Below are 18,214 nucleotides of genomic sequence, written 5' to 3'. Positions count from 1 at the left end.
CGGGCCGCTAGGCGGAAGTATCCGCTCTATTTCTCTTTTATGCTTAAAAAGTTTCTGCCCTCCCTGTTGCTGTCGGCGCTTGGCGCAAGTGCCGCGGTAGCCCAAGCCCCCAAATCGGCCGCGCCGGCTAAAACCTATTCGGCCGCCGGCAAGCAAGTGCAGGTGTACACCACCGCCGACAACACCCAACTGCGCCTCGCCGCCACCGACAAGCTGACGTTTCAGGCTCAAGCGCAGCCGCTGGAAACCCAGCCTACGGTGTTCGTTGACCCCACCCACACCTTCCAAACCATGCTCGGCATTGGCGGCGCCCTCACCGATGCCGCCGCCGAAACCTTCGCTAAAATGCCGAAAGCCCAGCAGCAGGAGTTTTTGCAAGCCTACTACAGTCCCACCAAGGGCATCGGCTACACGCTGGGCCGCACCAGCATCCATAGCACCGACTTTTCCAGCGGCAGCTACACTTACGTAGCCGACAACGACAAAGCGCTGAAAACCTTCAGCGTGAAGCACGACGAGCAGTACCGGATTCCGTTCATCAAGCAGGCCATTGCCGCCGCCGGGGGCAAGCTCACGATGTACGTCAGCCCCTGGAGCCCACCGGCCTGGATGAAGGACAGCAAAAGCATGCTCAAAGGCGGTAAGCTCCTACCCGAATTCCGCCAGACTTGGGCCGATTACTACGTGAAATTCATCAAGGAATACGAGCGGCAGGGCATCCCCGTGTGGGGCCTCACGGTGCAGAACGAGCCAATGGCCGTGCAGAAATGGGAGTCGTGCATTTTCACCGCCGAGGAGGAGCGCGACTTCGTGAAAGGCTACCTCGGGCCGACACTGAAAAAAGGCGGCCTCGGTGACCGGAAACTCATCGGCTGGGACCATAACCGCGACCTGATGTTCCAGCGCGCCAGCACCCTCTTCGACGACCCTGAGGCTAGCAAATACTTCTGGGGCATCGGCTACCACTGGTACGAAACCTGGACCGGCAGCGCCATGCAGTTCGACAACCTGCGCCGCGTACACGAAACCTACCCCGACAAAAACCTAATTTTCACGGAAGGCTGCGTGGAGAACTTCCAGTTCGCTGGCATCAATGACTGGAAGTTGGGCGAGCGGTACGGCAACTCGATGATCAATGACTTCAACGCTGGCACCGTCGCCTGGACCGATTGGAACATCCTGCTCGACGAAACCGGCGGCCCCAACCACGTTGGCAACTTCTGCTACGCTCCCATCATCGGCGACACGCGCAGCGGCAAGCTGCTTTACACCAACGCCTACTACTACATCGGCCACTTCTCGAAGTTCGTGCGGCCCGGTGCCCGCCGCGTGGCCACCACCACCACTCGCGACGTGCTGCAATCCACCGCCTTCGTCAATACCGATGGTAGCGTGGCCGTAGTGGTGATGAACAGCACCGACAAAGAGCAGCCCTTCCAGCTTTGGCTGAAAGGCCAAGCCGCCCAAACCACCAGCAAGCCCCACTCCATCATGACGATGGTGGTGAAGTAAACACGGCATCCCTCATTAAGTCAGCTTTCATTCCTTTTATTTTCTAACCTCAAGCCGACCTATACTAAGTGCATGGGTCGGCTTGTATGTTTGCAATTGAATTGTCCTTTCTCAACTACTAATTCTAAATGGCGCGTATTTACCTTCTATTTTATTTGTTGTGCATAATAGACTTAGCCCAGGCACAAGGGCTGCCAGGCTACGTTCTTACCCAAGCCGGAGACTCTTTACTAGGAAATGTTGCCGAGAAAAGTGGCCAACGCGTCTACCTGTACCCAGCGGCAGGTGGTAGGCCCCAGCTATTTCGGGCCGACCAAATACGCGGCTATGGCTTAACTAATCAGTTGGCCGTTCGCCGACGAAATGTACGCTTAGCCACCGGAGCCGACTCGATGCTACTTGTAGCACCCACGCAAGTAGGTACGGCCAGCCTCTATGCCAATGGCAACAACCTGTTGCTACTACCTCCCGCTGCCGATACGCTGTATGAGCTAACCCCAACCAACTGGCATTTGCTGTTCAATCGCTACTTGTCGGGCTGCCCTACACTTGTGCAAAGCGACCCGGAGGTACTGCGCATCAGGTTTAGCGAAGTCAATGTGCGGCAAATGCTGGCCCGCTACAACCAGTGCCTAGCACCCGGCTGGAAAAACGCTACAACTTATACATCCATGTGGCGGCAGAGCTTCGGACTGCAAATAGCCCCTATGCGCATAGTATCTTCTCAAACCTATAGAGCTCCTGGCACTAGCGCTACCGGCTGGGGCGGACAGTTGGGCTTGGAGTGGATCCATACACGGGCCAGTGGCTTACAAATTACCCTATCAGGGGGCTACTTGTATCTTCCCCTCACCACCCCCAGCTATACTGTAACCGGGCCATCTAATCAGCCGGCGGAAGAGCGGTTTCGTGTACAGTCGAATTTAGCTACCGTTGGCGTATCGTTAGGCAAACGGCTGGGTCGTCCTCAACGCCCCAATCTGTACGGAGGGTTAGGAGTGGGCTTTAATTATCGTTTCCATGAACGTACAACGTATCAGCTGCGCACTTCTACCAGCGGTGGAGATTTTCAAGACTCTTTCAGTTTATCTGATGCCGGGGGTATTACCCTTCACTTCAACGCTGTGGTCGGGGTATTGCTACCGATAAGCAATCGGCAGGAAGTGCGCCTCGCAGCTGAATACCGCAATTATTCCTATAATAACATAAGCAGCATTGGGTTACAGCTAGCTTACTGCTGGATGCACAAATAAGGGTACGAGCCTTACTCTCGCCGCTTCATGAATCTTGCGGTTCTGTCGTGGCAAAGAGGGTAATCTGGGTCCTTAAATGAAACACAGCTAACCATAAACCTCGCCTCATTACCAACTGACTCTCGCTAGCAATACAGATCAGTGTGTATGTGTATTCCTTAGCTTTTCGCTCACGTCCTCCCTACTAATATTCGGTGAAATTCTATTCTTTACTCAGCGCCCTGGCATTAGTTACTGCCTCTGCTGCCGCACAAAACACTGAGCAAGGCTACATTTTAACCACAGCTGGCGACACTTTACGCGGCAACGTTCTGTTTGTGGGCCCCAACCAACAGACCCTCCGGTTGCGCCGGCCCAATCAAGCGCCAGTTGACTTCAGCGCTACCCAGGCTTCCAGCTACGGTGATGCCACAGGGGCGTTATGGGAAAGCCACTTTATTGGCCCAAACGGAACAGCTCGGTTCTTGGCTCCTCTGGTGCGTGGCCCAGTAAGTTTATATTCGGGTAAAAACGAAGCCGGTAGCCAACGCTTCTTTTTACAGCCTGCTGATTCCGCTTACGTAGTGGAGGTGCCACCAGATAGAGCGCGCTTGGCGTACTTACGCTTGCTGCCAGGCTGTGCTGATTTTGACTTTGCTTTCAGCAAATTCGAGCAGCAGTATCCCTACACTTACAGTGGCATGACCCGTTTGGTAAAAGACTATAACGCTTGCCGCTACCCCCAGAAAACCACTAAGCTAGTGGCCACTCCGGGAGGCACCCGAACCCAGTTTGGATTGAAAGGGGGGGTGCATGCTACCCGGTTTAATTTTCCAGGAATTAGCCTCATTGATCCACAAAAAATTCAGGGCAGCTACGAGGCGGGAGCTTTCGTATTAGTGCGTACCAAGACTCGGTTTGCAGTGCAAATTGAGGCTATGTATATAGCGTTCCGAGGCGAATATGGGCCTTCCAAATACTATAATGGCAACGCTGTTTATACCACTACCCGGACGCTGGCCATTCGTTATGCCCAATTGCAAGTGCCGCTCTTGTTTCGCTACACAATGGGTAGCGGCAGCTTGAGTCCTTATATCAACGCTGGTCCGCTGTACGGCTTCAATTTCAACCAGAAATCAGAAGATATCTACCAGGATTCCAATAAGCCTTCTCCGACCCGTGTACCAGTGAAAATCTCCGGCTCTAACAGTATTGGAGGTGCAGCAGGCGTAGGGCTGCTTATCCGGCAGAGCTCGTTACCCATGCTTAACGTAGAAGCCCGTTTCGATTATCGTATTGATAGTAGTGGACTTTATGACAGTACGCCCACCCACACGTCGCTTCGCCTCGACGTCGGCGTGCTTTTCTAACCACAATGTAGTTGGCAATGTGTAGGCTAATATGAATCCCTCGTTTTCACCTACTCCCGCCGCTCCTGCTTGGAACCTAGAATGAACAGAATCAGCAGCAGAAACGCCGCAATGCCCAAACTGTACCACGTTACGAAGGGCAGGCCACGGTAGTAGCGCATCTGGCCCACTGGATAATGGCCCAGCAAGCTCATTCCCGCAAACAGAATCATGGCCACCGATACCGCCGCCAGAATACCGCGGCTCACCAACTGGTCGGCTTTGCGCAGCAGCAGCAGGTAGCCACTCAGCTCGACGCGCACCCGCAAGTCGCCCTTGCTGATTTTGCGCACGATTTGGCGAATGTCGGCAGGCAGGGTCTGGATGAGAGCCAGCAGCTGCGTGCCGGTGTATTCGGCTTCGCTGAGGATATTTTCGGCGGAATATTGCTCGGCCACGATGCGCGCCCCGTAGGGCCGCACAAACTCAAAGGTGTTGAAGCGCGGGTGCAGCACCTTGCCAATGCCCTCCAGAATCACGAGGGCCCGCAGGATTAGAAATACCGCGCCAGGCACTTGCAGCTTGTAGTTGTAGATAACACCCTGCAAGGCATCGGCCAAGTCCGACATGCTCATGTCCTTGACATCGAGGCTGGCGAAATCCTCAATCAGCTCGCTCAACGACGCTTCGAAGGCCCGCATGTCCGGTATGTCGGAGGTGATGGCGAGGCGGCGGAAGCTCAGGGCCATGCCGCGCGCATCTTGCCGAGCCATGCCGATGAATACGCCAGCAAAGGCGTATTTCTGCTGCTTGGTGAGCTTGCCCACCATCCCGAAGTCGATGAGTACCAGCGTGCCGTCGGGGCGCACCAGCACGTTGCCGGGGTGCGGGTCGGCGTGAAACATCCCGAACTCGAATATCTGTGTCAGGTAGATATCCATGCCTGTTTCGGCCACGGTTTCCGGACTTAGTCCCCACTCCAGCAGTTGCGGCTTGTCGGTGATTTTGCAGCCGCTCACAAACTCGATAACCAGGATACGGGCGGTGCTTAGCTCCCGGTAGGGTTTCGGAATATAAAAGGTTTCGTAGTTGGCGTAGAGCGTACGGAACTGCTCCATACTGCGGGCCTCGGAGGTGTAGTCCAGCTCTTTGGTCATGCTTCGTTCGAAGGCATCTACCACGTCCTGCGGGTTGCTTAGGCCCTGTTTGCGCAAGAAATTGGCGGTCAGACGCACCAACTCGTGCAGCAAGGCTAGGTCGGAGCGCACTTTTTCCTGCACGTCGGGGCGCTGCACTTTCACTACCACTTCCTCGCCGCTCAGCAGCCGCGCCCGGTGCACCTGCCCAATGCTGGCCGAACCCAGCGGCACGTCATCAAACTCGGAAAATACCTCGTCAATCGGGCAACCCATTTCCCGCTCGATAATGGCTTTAGCCTCCTGCACATCAAACGGCGGCACGTTGCTTTGCAGCTTCTCGAACTCATCGATGAGGGGCTGGGGCAGCAGGTCAGCGCGGTTGCTCATGGCCTGCGCCAGCTTGATGAACGTGGGGCCTAGCTCCTCGATAATCATCCGAATCCGCTGCCAGCGCGTGGTTTCGAACACTGCCTGTTCGCCTTCCTGCCACGAAATACGACGGCTCTTGGGCACCAGCCGCCGCAAGGGCGTGCTGGTTACGGCATCCTCGAAGCCATAGCGAATTAGCACCTCAGCTACCTGCCTGATTCGGGTCAGGTTGGAAATCGTCTTTTTAAACATGCAGCCGCAGATTATGCAGATTTTTCGGATTTCGCAGCCTCAGCAGCTTAATTGAAACCCGAATTAGGGTGGCTCTAAAAACGGTCTTACCGGTCATTCCGAATGAAGCGAGGAATCTGGGCATAATGCTTGAACAACTTCACCCAGATTCCTCGCTTCACTCGGAATAACAAGGTTGTTACTGCCCGAATACAACGTACGATAACATCTTAACTCTTATACAGAAAACCCCGCTCGTTGAACACGGGCGGGGTTTTTCGTGCTAGCAAGCAGCAGTAACTTACGCGTTGTCGGCGCTGGTTTCTTCCTTTTTGGCAGCACTCGCCGGCTTCTGAGTTTTGGCAACGGTGCTAGTCTTGTCGGCTGCTTTCTTGGTTGTAGAAGCGGCTTTGCTAGCGGTGCTAGCAGCTGCTTTAGGAGCCGCCGGCGCTTTGGCAGCGGGCTTGGCGGTGGCTTTAGGGGCAGCAGTAGCGGCTGCTTTGGTGCCGCCTTTCACAGTGCGCTTCAGCTCTTCTACGTCGGAGTTAGGCGCTACACCTACCGTTTTCATCACCCGCGACGCAATACCTTGCACCTGCTTTTCCAGCTCCTTGCGCTTGGTTTCGCCGTTTTTGCGCAGCTCGTCCATAATCTTGGCGCCTTCCTGCTCGGAAAGTTTGCTTTCCTTCACCAAGGTGTCGATGGTTTTTTGCACCCGGTCGGTGGTCAGGGACACGAAGCCAACGCCAGCGTTGACGAATTTCTTAAACAAATCTTCCATAAAGCTGAACGGTTAAAAGAAAGTGAAGAAAACCGGCATTGCGCCCTCGCGCGCCGGGCAAGTAGTATGCAAGCCGACTAATTCCCACAAACCTACGAAAAGCCGCCTATATAGTTGAGTTAAAGAATATATTATTCTTTAACGAGCCTTTTAGATAGTAAGCATCATGTACCTAGCGCCTTACAAAAATCCGTCTTTACAATAGCTACGCTGCTTTGGCTGGCGAATTGGGTTGCTGTGCAACCCAAATACTACGTGTAAAGTCGCCCACTTGCCTGAGCGCCTGCCGGGCTTCTGGTACAAAGCGCCAGAACAGGTGCCACCAGTGGACTAGCCCACCGAACACCTGAAGCGTAACGGGTACGCCGGCCACGCGGGCTTTTCGGCAGAAGCGCACCACATCATCGTGCAGCACTTCGGCGTCGGAAATCTGAACCAGAAGTGGTGGTAGGCCGTGCAGTTTGCCTTTCACAGGCGAGAGCAAGGGGTGGGCATGTGAAGTACTTTCGGCGTAGAGACTACCCCAGGTTTGCATTTCCAGGGCTTCGAGTACGCGGGTTTCTTCTTGGCAGGCCTGCCGCTGGATGGCGGCGGTAGGCAGCGCCAAATCAATCCAGGGAGAGAGGCCGATGGCGGCAGCGGGTAGCGCATAGGCGTCGTCGCGGAGTTGCAGTAGCAATGCTAGCCCCAACCCTCCCCCAGCCGAGTCGCCGGCTACCATGATGTTGTGCGCCTGGTAGCCTTGGTTGAGCAGCCAGTCGTAGGCTAAGCGGGCATCTTCGAGGGCGGCGGGAAACGGATATTCGGGGGCCTTGCGGTAGTTGATGGCCAGCGTGTTCAGCTGGCAGCTTTCGGCCAAGGCCCCCACCAGCGCCCGGTGCGTATTCAGAGAGCCGATAACGTAGCCGCCGCCGTGCAAGTACAGCAGTACCCGTTCGGCGGGTGCGCCAGCTGGCCGGAGCCACTCGGCGGGCATACCGTCCACGTCGGCATCTTCCAGAAACACGTTCCAGGGCACAAACTGAAATAGCGCAGCCGCTTCGGCAGCAAATCGGATGGCGGGCAGCCGGGGCCGGCTACGGGCCAGCGGGCCCGTAGCGGCAGTCAGAAACTGCTTAAGCAGCAAATGCTGGGAAGACGGCATCAGGACGGGTAAGGTGGGAACTTGGAGCGGAAACGGAGCGGGAGTTGCAGCAGTATACTGGGGCACTAGATGCTGCTTATCAGATACGTAGGGGGATGGTTGATTGTTAGTGGCTGATTTATAATGCTCTTAAAAATAATCAACCATTCGTTCACGGCTTCTCGCCGATACGGTGGCCTTTGTAGCCGCGGATGGCAATAGGAATCCAGCCGAGAATGGGAATGAAGAACGTGAGGGTAAACGGGTTGCGCCACACCATACGCAGCCAAGCGCCAGGCTTATCGAGCTGCATCTTGAAGTCGCGGCGGCCTTCGTGCACGTAGAGGCGCTCGAACTCCCGGAACAGCGCCGGCCAGGCCACAGGTAGGAAAAACGGGAAGTAGCGCCAGTTTTCTTTCATGCGTTGCCACAGTTCGCGCCAGCGGTAGGGCTGCTGGCCGTGCTTGGCTACGGCGGCATTCATTTCCGCCTGCATCAGGAGCCGCACTTTCTCGGAGAGGGCCGTATAGTCCTCGCGGCTCATGTCGGCGGGGTCCTTATCAATCATCTCGTAGGGCTTGATGCGGGTGCCCAGCACATAATTTAGCTGCGCCGGATAGGCCATGTAGAACGACCAGGGCTGCAAGAGCACCAGCAGCACAATGGGCCCCAGCGGGATAAAAGGAATCCCGATTTTCTTGCTCAAATTGTTGAGCCACTCCCAGCTGTAGGCGTACGGGTTTAGGTACTCACCATTGATGGTGTAAAACGGCATGATGTCGGTGTGGTGGGCAATGCTGTGGCGCACCATGCTGCTGGCCAGCCGTTGCAACTGGTACTTGTTGTTGAAGCCCTTGCCAATGCCCGGCACGCCCTCGGGATACAACATCAGGTTGTGGTCCTGATAGTACATCATCGTCTCGAAGTTGAGCGTGGTAGCATCCACACAGCCACACTTCTTCCAGAAATCCTTGACCTGAAACGGGTTCATGAGCGTGGACTGGGAAAGCAACGGCGCCGACAGCGGGCGGGGCAGTCCGCGCTGGCCGGGCAAGGTGCGCCACATGTGCGCCAACACCACAATGGCATCCCAGGGAAAAGCCATTCCCGAGTGGTTGGACGCAAAAATCAGAGGCCGCTCCGGGTTGTTGCGCTCCGGAAAATCCTCGAACCCAATCAGGCGCGAACGGAACCACACCCGGTCGAGCAGTTGCAGAATATTGCGGTCCAGGGTTTCCACAAAGTCCGCCCGGAAGTAGTCGGAATAGATGTGCTGGTTGGCCTGAATGGCAAGCGGCGGAAGCGGCAACACGGGAGGCGGGGGCATCAGGCGGGGTGGGCGTGGGTAAAGCTATACGGGGCGCAAGTTCATTAAATGTAGCGGTTTTGGGGGGCCATGCCAAAGCTCGGCCTTGCACCTAACCCCTACCACCTACTAACGCTGCCGGATACTGCCCACCGCCCACAGCGACGCTAGCTAAATCTGCCGCTTCAGGCGAACGACGGTGGAAACCAGCTCACCGTTGCGCTGCAACAGCAGGAACATATTGCGGCCATCAGCGGAATGGAACAGGCGGCTGATTTGGGTCAGGCTCATGCTTTTTACCGGCAGCAGATTGATGGACAGCAACTCATCGTCGAGCTGAAGGCCTGCTTCGGCGGCGGGGGAGTTGGGCTCGATACGCAGCACAAAATAGCGGTGGTAATTGGGACCTGAGGCTATCAGTTCTATACCGCACATGTCGTGCTCGAACGGGTCCCGGAACAGGCCGTTGGGGCGCAGCCACATGGTGTTGCGCGAGTAGTCGATGATTACCTCGAACCGCTTGAGTGTCTCGAAGCCGATATTGCCGTTACGCGGCACCTCGGCCCGGAGCGCTCCGCTCTCCACGTTAGGAAAGGAAGTCAGTAGGCTGTTCAGGCGGTAGCGCCCCAGTTGAATACTTTGGACGCGGCCCAGATACCCATTGATGGCTCCACTTAGCCCACGCCCCAGCTGTGACTGAAGCCGTTTAGCCGGCACCCGTAACCGCGGGTCGGAGTAGGTTTCCAAGGACAAGGCGTGGCCAGCGCCGGTATCGAGAATGAGCTTGAGCGGTAGCATGAGTGAGTCGGTGAGGGCCACGGGTACGGTGAGGTAGGATTTGCGCCCTTCGATGTCGAACGGTACGGGGGTCCAGCGGCGGCCCCGTGGCGGGCGGTAGGTGGCCGGGTCGTGAAAGAACAGCTCCACGGCTACCGGGTCAATCTGCACCGCAAAGCTGTTGAACACGTCGTAGCCCAGAATGCCGTGTACCGGAATGCCCACGTAGCCTGAGAGGTTCAGCACGTCGGCTGAGAGCACCAGAAACGACAGCGCGGGCGCCACCACGCCACGGAGTTGCACCCGCACGCTGTCGGAGGCAAAGGCTTCCAGCGGCTCCTCTTCCCCCACGCCCACCACATTGTAGCGGACACCCCGCCGTAGCCCTAGCAGCTCAATCAGCGTTGGGTCGGTGATAAGCGAGATACCCACGCCAGAATCGAGCAGGAAGTTGAATGGGCCTTTCCCGTTTAGGTGGGCCTGCACAATAATCAGGTTGCGCTGAAACTCGAACGGTACGCGCACCTTATGCTCTTTCAGTTTCTCGAAGCGAAAAGCCGGCGGCGTACCGGGCACCTGTGCCCGTACCATAACAGGCAGCAAAACCAGCATTAACAGTTTGCACCACTGCCAGCCCGGCCACCAGCGGCACAGCAGAAAATAGCGCGCATAAAACCGGCAAGCAAACATAGGACAGGGGCGGGCTGGGAAATATAGCCAAAAAACCACCTGTTTCGCCAGTACCACCTTCACCCATGGACGCGCAATAAATGGCAGCGCCCAAATGAAGCTCCTCACCAGGCAAGTCACCTATCTATCCGTTCCGCTGCTGCCCGCTTAGCCGCACTTTATTGCGTCGGTTCTTTGGTAATTGCGGGTAGTTCCCAGGGGCCGCGGGGGTTGTAGTGAAGCTGGCCAGCCTGAATATGAAGCGGTGCTTGTAGGTTGTTGTGGTAGAGCTGCCCGGTGCCCAAACCCTGCGGAAAGTTGGGGAGGGCGTACTCGCCGGCCAACTGACTCACAGCATTCAGTCCTATGTTCGACTCCAGCGCCGAGGTGAGCCACCAACTAATGCCGCGGTCTTCGGCCTGCTGCCACCAGCCCGCGGCGGCAGCCAAACCGCCTACCAGCGTGGGCTTCAGAATGATATACGCTGGCTGAATTTCTTCGAGCAACGCCACCTGCAAGGCTGGTTCCACTACGCCAATCAGTTCCTCATCCAGGGCTACCGGCACCGGCGAATGAAGGCATACCTCGGCCATAGCCGCCCACTGTCCGGCGGCTAGCGGCTGCTCAATAGAGTGCAGCTGAAACCGGGCCAGTTGCTCCAGCTTTGCTAGAGCCTCACTGGGTGCAAAAGCGCCGTTAGCATCCACACGTAAGGTTAGCTCAGCCGGGCCAGCTTCGGCTCTGATTTCACTGAGCAATTGCAATTCAGTGGCGAAATCGAGGCTGCCTATCTTAAGCTTCAGACAGGAATAGCCTTCGGTGAGTTTCTTCCGAATTTGCTCCCGCATAAACGCCGCGTCGCCCATCCATACCAACCCATTGATGGGAATCCCAGCTTCACCACGGCTGAAGGCGTTATCGAACAGCTGACGTTGGCCGCCATGGTGCAAATCGAGCAGAGCGGTTTCCAGACCGAAGCGGAGCGCGGGCCAAGTAGGCTCTACCAACATCAGCGCTTCTTCTGGCCCAGCGTCCGGCGCGAAATCAGCTCGGTTGAAGTCTGCGCACAGCTTGGCGAGGCGCGCCTCGAAATCGGGACGGTAGTCGGGGCTGAGGCCGGCTAGCGGCGCAGCTTCGCCTAGGCCCAGCAGGCCCGGCCGCTGCGTATCGGTAAGGTGCAGGTACCAGGCCGTATGTTCGGTGAGGGCCCCGCGAGAAGTTCGGGCCGGAAAATTGAAGCGCAGCACCCGCCGCGAATAGTGAAGCTGAAGCATAGCGCAATAGTACGGCAGATAAACCGGAGCGAGTTGCAGTGGCGGCCTTGGGTAGCATCATATGCCCTGCTGTTCTTTTACCTGCCAAACGTAAAAGCCGCTTTCGGAGTGGTTCCGAAGCGGCTCTTATGAAGTGATACCGTGGATAGTGCTGGTAACAGCTTATGCTTTGGCAGTAGGGGTTTTGCGGGTAGCCTGGCCACCTTTGCGGCCGGCGGCGCGAGCTTCTTCGGCCGTGAAGCGGTGGCCGCGGCCACTCTCGTGCGAGGCTTTGCCACCTTCGCTGGCAATCTTGCGCTGTTGCTCGGGGTCCATGGCTGCAAAGCCACGGGGACGCTTCGCCTTGGAGTCGGCGGCAGCTTTCGACTTACCGACTGGCTGCTTTAGGGAGTTGGTTGTGGGATTAGTCTGCATAACTCAAATATGTGTAGTGGAAAGGATTGCCTGATGGCTGCTTGTGCAGGACAAGAAACGCAACCTCACTTCCCGAGGCTAGCCAAAACCAATAAAAAGCGCCCGTAACTGCCTAAAATACCGCTTTCTACTGAGGAGGTTGCGCGATATACAAGGCAGGTTTGCGACAAATACGGAGGAGCTTGCGGGCCCCCGCCGCTAGCCTAGCACCGTTGCGCCAAAACCTGAACCAGAGAAATACAGTTACTTCCTTAGCCCTCTCTAGCTAAAAGCCTCTGCTATGCCTGCCGCCACGCCCTCATTCGCCACGCCGACCACTGCCGCCACTCCCACGCTCGCCGACCGATTCCATACTATTCGCCAACGCACGAAGCTGCTGTGCCAGCCGCTGCTGCCCGAAGATACGGTGGTCCAACCCATGCTCGATGTGAGCCCGCCGAAGTGGCACCTGGCGCACGTTACGTGGTTTTGGGAAACGTTTCTGCTGAAAGAACATCTGCCCGGCTACCAGGTTTTTCACCCCGACTACGCCTTCCTTTTCAACTCCTACTATAACTCGCTAGGCTCCCGCGTAAACCGCGCCGACCGAGGCACCATCTCGCGCCCAGCCCTAGCCGACGTGTACGCCTACCGCGCCCACGTAGACGCGCACATGCCGCAGCTCTTGGCCCTAGCCGATACGCTGCCGCCTGCCTTCCATGAGGTGTTTGAGTTGGGCTTGCAGCACGAGCAGCAACACCAGGAACTACTGGCCACCGACATCAAATACATTCTCAGCACCAGTCCCCTAGCCCCAGAATACCTACCTAATTCTGACTTGAAAGCGGCGGCCACAAACTCAATGAATTCGGAAGCTCCGAAGGCCACTTGGCTGCCGGTGCCCGGTGGTACTTCACGGATTGGGTACGAGGGCAACGGCTTTTGTTTCGACAACGAGTTGAACGCGCATGAAGTACTGACGGTCGATTTTGAGGTGCAGAACCGACTGGTGACCAACGGCGAATACCTGGAATTTATAGTAGCCGGTGGCTATCAGGATTTCCGCTACTGGCTGGGCGAAGGCTGGGACTTGGTGCAAACTATGCACTGGGAGGCGCCGCTGTATTGGGTGCAGAAAGAAGACGGCTGGCACCGCTTCACACACCACGGTCTGCAACCCGTAAACCTAGCTGCGCCAGTTACGCACGTGAGCTTTTACGAAGCCAATGCCTACGCCAATTGGGTGGGCGCGCGCCTGCTCACCGAGCCTGAGTGGGAAGTGGCCGCCCGGCATTTTGGCGCTACCCCAGTGGGCGGCACCTTTCTGGAAAGTAACCTCTTCGACCCGCAGCCCTTGCCCACTGATGCCGACCCTACCCGCTGCCACCAATTGCTCGGCGACGCCTGGGAGTGGACCTATTCGGCCTATCATCCGTACCCCGGCTACAGTCGGGCGGCTGGTGCGCTGGGTGAATACAACGGCAAGTTTATGATCAACCAATTGGTGCTGCGCGGGGGCTCCTGCGCCACGCCAGCCAGCCACATCCGCCTCACGTACCGCAACTTCTTCCACGCCGACAAGCGCTGGCAGTTCACGGGTATCCGCTTGGCACGCTAAGCTGATTGCCAGCAAGTTTTCACTGACTGCCCGTGTTGAATTAGCCACGCGTACAATCCGCGGCGGCCCTCCTTTTCTGCCTTCTCGTATTTGCTTGCCATGACCTCTCCGGCCTCCTTCCTAACCACCTCTTCCGAACCCGAGCAACTCACCCCCGACGACCAGCAGCTGACGGCCCTAAAGGAACACGTAGCCACTGGCTTGAGTCGTCCGCAAAAGACTTTGTCGTCGATGTATTTCTACGACGACGAAGGCAGCCGGCTGTTTCAGCAGATTATGGCTTTGCCCGAGTATTACCCCACGCGCACCGAGTTTGGGTTGCTCACCCAGCACCAAGCGGCGCTGGCAACGGCGCTGCGGCCCGCGGCGGCGCAGGAGCAATTTTTTCTAATCGAATTAGGAGCCGGCGACGGCCTCAAAACCAAGATTCTGCTCCGCCACTTGCTGGAAACCGACGCTGTATTCACTTACGTGCCCGTAGATATTTCTGGGGCGGTGCTGGACGGACTGGCGGCTAGCCTACGTGAGGAACTGCCGGAGTTACGCGTTGAGCCGATTGTGGCCGATTATTCGGCGGCGTTGCAGCTAATGGCTACTCGTCCCGGCCGCAAGGTGGTGCTGTTTCTGGGTTCCAATATTGGCAACTTCTCGCCCGACGACCGGCAGGCGTTTCTGCAAACCCTGGCCGGCCCCCTTAGTGCCAACGACCGGCTGCTCATCGGCTTCGACTTGCAGAAAGACCCGCGCTTTATCCGGGCGGCGTATGATGACAACCAAGGTGTTACGGCGGCTTTTAACCTGAACCTGCTCACGCGTCTCAACCGGGAGCTAGGTGCCAACTTCGACCTAACGCACTGGCAGCACTACACCGACTACGACCCGTTAGCGGGTACCGTGCGCTCGTTTCTGGTAAGCACCCGCGCCCAGGCAGTACACGTGGCCGCCTTGCAGCAAACCTTCGATTTCCGGGCTTGGGAAACTATTCACACCGAGAATTCTTACAAGTTTACGGCTCCCCAGATTGAAGCACTGGCTGCCGAAGCCGGTCTGCGCGTCACCGAGTTCTTCACCGACTCACACGAGTATTTTGCTGATGTCGTGCTACGGTTGGCCTAACACCGATTTGATGGTTTCCCAAGTAGCATAGAAGACCACTAAAGCCCGCAGAATAGTCCCTAATGTCCCTCATCAGCCTTGCTTCCGGCTACGGCAACTTTCAGCCACCACCCGCTGCTGTAGCCCGCGTAACAGCTCTGCTGGCGGGTGGTAAGCTACCAGCTAGTCCGGCGGAAGGCTTGCCGGAACTGCGTGAAGCCATCGTTGCCCGTTACCAAGCACAAGGTACCTCGTCAGTTCTTGCACCCAGTCAGGTTGTGATAACGCCCGGTACCAAAGCGGCGCTGTTTGCATTGCTACGCGCCATTTTGCGCCCCGGCGACGAGGTACTGCTGCCTACACCTAATTGGTTTGGCTTCTGGGGTTTGATTGAGCAAGTCGGCGGGACAGCGCGCGAGTTGCCGCTCAGCGCCGAAAATAATTATGCTTTGTCGCCTGAAATGCTGGCGGAGGCTATTTCACCTCGTACGCGGCTGCTGCTGTTCACTAATCCTAACAACCCCACAGGCCGCATTTATACCCACGCCGAGATACAGGCGCTGCTGGCTGTTACAAGTCGGCATCCGCAAGTGCTGGTGCTATCCGACGAAATCTACGACGGTATCTGCTTTGAGCCTGCCCCCGTCCCGACGCTGCTTTCCTTTCCTGATCCGCACAACCAGCATCTGGTGGTAAATGGGTTTTCCAAATCGTTGGCGCTGCTCAGTTGGAACATCGGATATTTGGTGGCCCCGGCTTCTATTGCTGCACGCTGTGCTGCGCAGCAGTTTGCCACTGGCGGAGCCGTAGCAGTTCCTAGCCAGATAGCCGCCTTGGCTGCCACCGAAGAGAAACCCGCCATTACCGCCACCCTCTGCCGTCAACTTCTTCCGAACCGGCAATTGCTTCTCGATTTTCTGGCTACACTCCCACAGGCGCTGCCCCATCTGCCCGGCGGCACCTACTACGCCTTCCCCGATTTGCGCGCGTTCCTCGACCCTACCCTGCCGCTACCGGCAGCTTCGGTGCAGCTTGTTGCCCGCTTGCAAGCCGCCGGAGTGGAGGTAGTGGACGGCGCAACTTGCCGTGCTCCTGGGTTTGCCCGGCTGTCGTATGCGGTACCAACTTCTGAGTTACAGCAGGCTATAACTCAACTCGGCCAAGTGCTGCGGCCTACCGATTCGCAGTAACATAACCCGGCGCTTGGCTTTACGGCGTTACCTTTGCGGCTTCATTCTGCTGTTGCCCTCATGTCTTTTGCTGCCCTTCGCCCCCACCTCAAGCCCACTATTTCTCTTGCTTACCCGGTCGTACTCAGCCAACTAGGCCACGTGCTAGTCAATGTATGCGACTCGGTGATGGTTGGGCAGACCGGCAAGGTGCCTCTGGCGGCCGTAAGTTTGGGTGTGAGCGTGAATACGATGGTGATGGTAATGGGCATGGGTCTCTCCATGGCCATCACGCCGCTGGTAGCCGCCGCCGACGGGCAGCGCAACGTACGCCAATTGGGCCGGTTGCTGGGTAGCGGCGTGTGGCTATGCATTGTGGCGGGCCTAGTGCTCGGGGCCACGGGCCTGCTGATTGCACCGCTACTCAAGTACCTGGGCCAGCCAGCTGAAGTAGTAGCCCTAGCCGCCCCCTGGATCCGAGTGATTTTTTTGTCGTTGCTGCCACTGATGGTTTTCCAGGGGTTCCGGCAGTTTGCCGAGGGGCTGGGCCTTACCCGGCAAGCCATGTACCTATCCATTATGGCCAACGTGGTGAATGCCGGCTTGTGCTACATGCTCATATTCGGAAACTTTGGGGCGCCGCAGATGGGGATGATGGGCTCGGCCTGGGCCACGGTAGCGGCCCGTATTTTGATGGCGCTGCTTATGGGCGCCTACGTGCTGCGGGCGGCGCGCCTGCAACCTTACCGCGCCGCCGTACCCTCGTGGTTCCGCCCCGATTGGAGCACGTTGCGCCGGTTGGTAGGCTTAGGCACTCCAATTGGCGTGCAAATGATGTTTGAAATGGGTGCCTTCAGCTTCTCGGCCATCATGATTGGCTGGCTGGGCGCCACTTCTTTGGCCGCCCACCAGATTGCCATCAACGTGGCCTCGGTTACCTACATGGCCGCCAGTGGAATTGCGGCGGCGGCTACCATCCGGGTAGGCAACTTGCGCGGCCTCAATGATGCCTTTGGGGCACGGCAAGCGGGACTAGCGGCCTACTTGCTGGCGTTTTTATTCATGGCTACCATGGGGCTACTGCTGGTAGCGGCCCGCTTCTACATTCCGCACTTCTACAACCACGACCCAGCTGTGGTAGCTCAGGCTGCCACGTTGCTACTCATTGCTGCCGCCTTCCAGATTTCGGATGGCTTACAAGTGGTAGGGCTAGGAGCCTTGCGCGGCCTCGAAGACGTGAAAGTGCCGTCGGTGGTGGCGTTGCTAGCATATTGGGTGGTGGCGTTGCCGCTGGGCTACACGCTGGGCTTCGTATTTGAGATGGGCAACGTGGGCGTGTGGTTAGGCTTGCTGCTGGGCCTGACACTGGTGGCCGGGATGCTGCTGTGGCGCTTCCGGCAGCATAGCGCCGTAGCCAGTACGCCAGCTGCGGTATTAGCTGGCAGTTAAGTTGCGGTACGCAGGGAGCATTTTCGCGTAATTATCAACTTTGAAACGTGCAGTTTCAGTGGTCTTCTGGAACGAGGCTTCTGCAGTTGATGTATCATTGAAAACCCAGGCGTTTTTTCGTTGGGTCTACTCGGTACTATATTTGAAAATGGCTTTCTTCTCTTTTCTGCTGCTGTTGTTGGCTCCTTCGTCGTCGCCCTTGGCGCAAACTCCAGCCAAAACCACTCCGCCTAAAGAAACCATTGCTTGGTCGGCGCAACGGCCGCTTACCTGGGCAGATTTCAAAAGCCGGTCTATTGCCATGGAGCAACTGGCGGCCCTCACGGCCAGCAATATTGATGTGCAGGTGGGGTGCACTGATTTCGTGTTCCGCTCCACTGTAAAGGCGGTATTTATGCCCACCGAATCGTGGGTACGCGACGCCAAAAGCGCTTCGCCGGCTTTGCTGCGCCACGAACAACTGCACTTCGACCTGACTGAACTGCACGCTCGTATGTTGCGCCAGAAACTAAGCTTGGTGAAGTTAGACTGCCAGCACCTCAACCCCGCCTTCAACAACCTGACTAAAGCCGCCTTTGCCGCCTGGCAGCGCGAAGAAAGCCGCTACGATGGCGAAACCAACCACGGCCTCAATGCCGAAAAGCAGAAGTTCTGGGAAACGCAGGTTCAGTTACGCCTCAACCAACTGACGGCCTTTGCGCAGGAGTAAGGAGCACGAAGCCGTTACT

At 57.2% G+C, this 18,214-nt stretch carries 15 protein-coding genes; 8 read left to right on the top strand and 7 right to left on the bottom strand.

The genetic code is table 11. From position 1 onward, the window contains the following. The first annotated feature begins 39 nt into the window (after positions 1-39). The 3 genes from G536_RS0123540 to G536_RS0123530 all read left to right on the top strand — a co-directional run bounded on the left by G536_RS0123540 (position 40) and on the right by G536_RS0123530 (position 4,114). Entirely contained in the window at positions 40-1,512 is a 1,473-nt protein-coding gene (locus G536_RS0123540; protein WP_022826069.1) for a glycoside hydrolase family 30 protein, read from the top strand. 344 nt (positions 1,513-1,856) lie between these two features. Continuing rightward, entirely contained in the window at positions 1,857-2,765 is a 909-nt protein-coding gene (locus G536_RS0123535) for a hypothetical protein (RefSeq protein WP_169515152.1), read from the top strand. Positions 2,766-2,959: 194 nt separating this feature from the next. After that, positions 2,960-4,114: a porin family protein gene (locus G536_RS0123530; RefSeq protein ID WP_022826067.1), complete on the top strand. Its 1,155-nt coding sequence runs from the start codon at positions 2,960-2,962 to the stop codon at positions 4,112-4,114. Positions 4,115-4,164: 50 nt separating this feature from the next. Here the strand turns inward: G536_RS0123530 and G536_RS0123525 are convergent, their stop codons facing one another. The 7 genes from G536_RS0123525 to G536_RS31865 all read right to left on the bottom strand — a co-directional run bounded on the left by G536_RS0123525 (position 4,165) and on the right by G536_RS31865 (position 12,176). Continuing rightward, the gene (locus tag G536_RS0123525; RefSeq protein WP_022826066.1) at positions 4,165-5,853 is read right to left on the bottom strand and encodes an ABC1 kinase family protein; all 1,689 of its coding nucleotides are present in this window, start codon (positions 5,851-5,853) and stop codon (positions 4,165-4,167) included. A 280-nt stretch (positions 5,854-6,133) separates the two neighbouring features. Next, positions 6,134-6,613 (bottom strand): phasin family protein, encoded by a 480-nt coding sequence (locus G536_RS31135; RefSeq protein WP_022826065.1) that lies wholly within the window; start codon positions 6,611-6,613, stop codon positions 6,134-6,136. A 205-nt stretch (positions 6,614-6,818) separates the two neighbouring features. Further along, positions 6,819-7,757, bottom strand: a complete 939-nt coding sequence (locus G536_RS29565) for an alpha/beta hydrolase (RefSeq protein WP_022826064.1) — start codon at positions 7,755-7,757, stop codon at positions 6,819-6,821. A 151-nt stretch (positions 7,758-7,908) separates the two neighbouring features. Next, positions 7,909-9,063, bottom strand: coding sequence for a lysophospholipid acyltransferase family protein (locus tag G536_RS29560; RefSeq protein WP_022826063.1), 1,155 nt, complete (start codon positions 9,061-9,063; stop codon positions 7,909-7,911). A 150-nt stretch (positions 9,064-9,213) separates the two neighbouring features. Then, positions 9,214-10,410, bottom strand: coding sequence for an aspartyl protease family protein (locus G536_RS0123505; protein WP_169515151.1), 1,197 nt, complete (start codon positions 10,408-10,410; stop codon positions 9,214-9,216). Positions 10,411-10,667: 257 nt separating this feature from the next. Continuing rightward, on the bottom strand, positions 10,668-11,762 hold the full coding sequence (locus G536_RS0123500) for an o-succinylbenzoate synthase (protein WP_022826061.1): 1,095 nt from the start codon (positions 11,760-11,762) through the stop codon (positions 10,668-10,670). A gap of 162 nt (positions 11,763-11,924) precedes the next feature. Next, positions 11,925-12,176 carry a KGG domain-containing protein gene (locus G536_RS31865; protein ID WP_022826060.1) on the bottom strand — a complete coding sequence of 84 codons (252 nt, stop codon included), beginning with the start codon at positions 12,174-12,176 and terminating at the stop codon, positions 11,925-11,927. A gap of 280 nt (positions 12,177-12,456) precedes the next feature. Between G536_RS31865 and egtB the strand changes: the two genes are divergently transcribed. From egtB to G536_RS29555, 5 genes are all read left to right on the top strand, one after another. After that, entirely contained in the window at positions 12,457-13,773 is a 1,317-nt protein-coding gene (gene egtB, locus G536_RS0123490; protein ID WP_022826059.1) for an ergothioneine biosynthesis protein EgtB, read from the top strand. A 99-nt stretch (positions 13,774-13,872) separates the two neighbouring features. Further along, positions 13,873-14,889, top strand: a complete 1,017-nt coding sequence (egtD, locus tag G536_RS0123485) for an L-histidine N(alpha)-methyltransferase (protein ID WP_022826058.1) — start codon at positions 13,873-13,875, stop codon at positions 14,887-14,889. Between the two features lie 62 nt (positions 14,890-14,951). Beyond that, positions 14,952-16,058, top strand: a complete 1,107-nt coding sequence (locus tag G536_RS0123480; RefSeq protein WP_022826057.1) for a pyridoxal phosphate-dependent aminotransferase — start codon at positions 14,952-14,954, stop codon at positions 16,056-16,058. Between the two features lie 60 nt (positions 16,059-16,118). Then, a complete protein-coding gene (locus G536_RS0123475; protein ID WP_022826056.1) occupies positions 16,119-17,486 on the top strand; it encodes an MATE family efflux transporter in 1,368 nt (455 codons plus the stop codon). Between the two features lie 148 nt (positions 17,487-17,634). Further along, the gene (locus G536_RS29555; RefSeq protein WP_157530890.1) at positions 17,635-18,195 is read left to right on the top strand and encodes a DUF922 domain-containing protein; all 561 of its coding nucleotides are present in this window, start codon (positions 17,635-17,637) and stop codon (positions 18,193-18,195) included. Positions 18,196-18,214 lie beyond the last annotated feature (19 nt).

The sequence above is a fragment of the Hymenobacter norwichensis DSM 15439 genome (genome assembly GCF_000420705.1).
GTDB classification, from domain to species: domain Bacteria; phylum Bacteroidota; class Bacteroidia; order Cytophagales; family Hymenobacteraceae; genus Hymenobacter; species Hymenobacter norwichensis.
The sequence above is the reverse complement of the archived record's forward strand: the minus strand, read 5'-3'. Positions and strand labels throughout refer to the sequence as shown.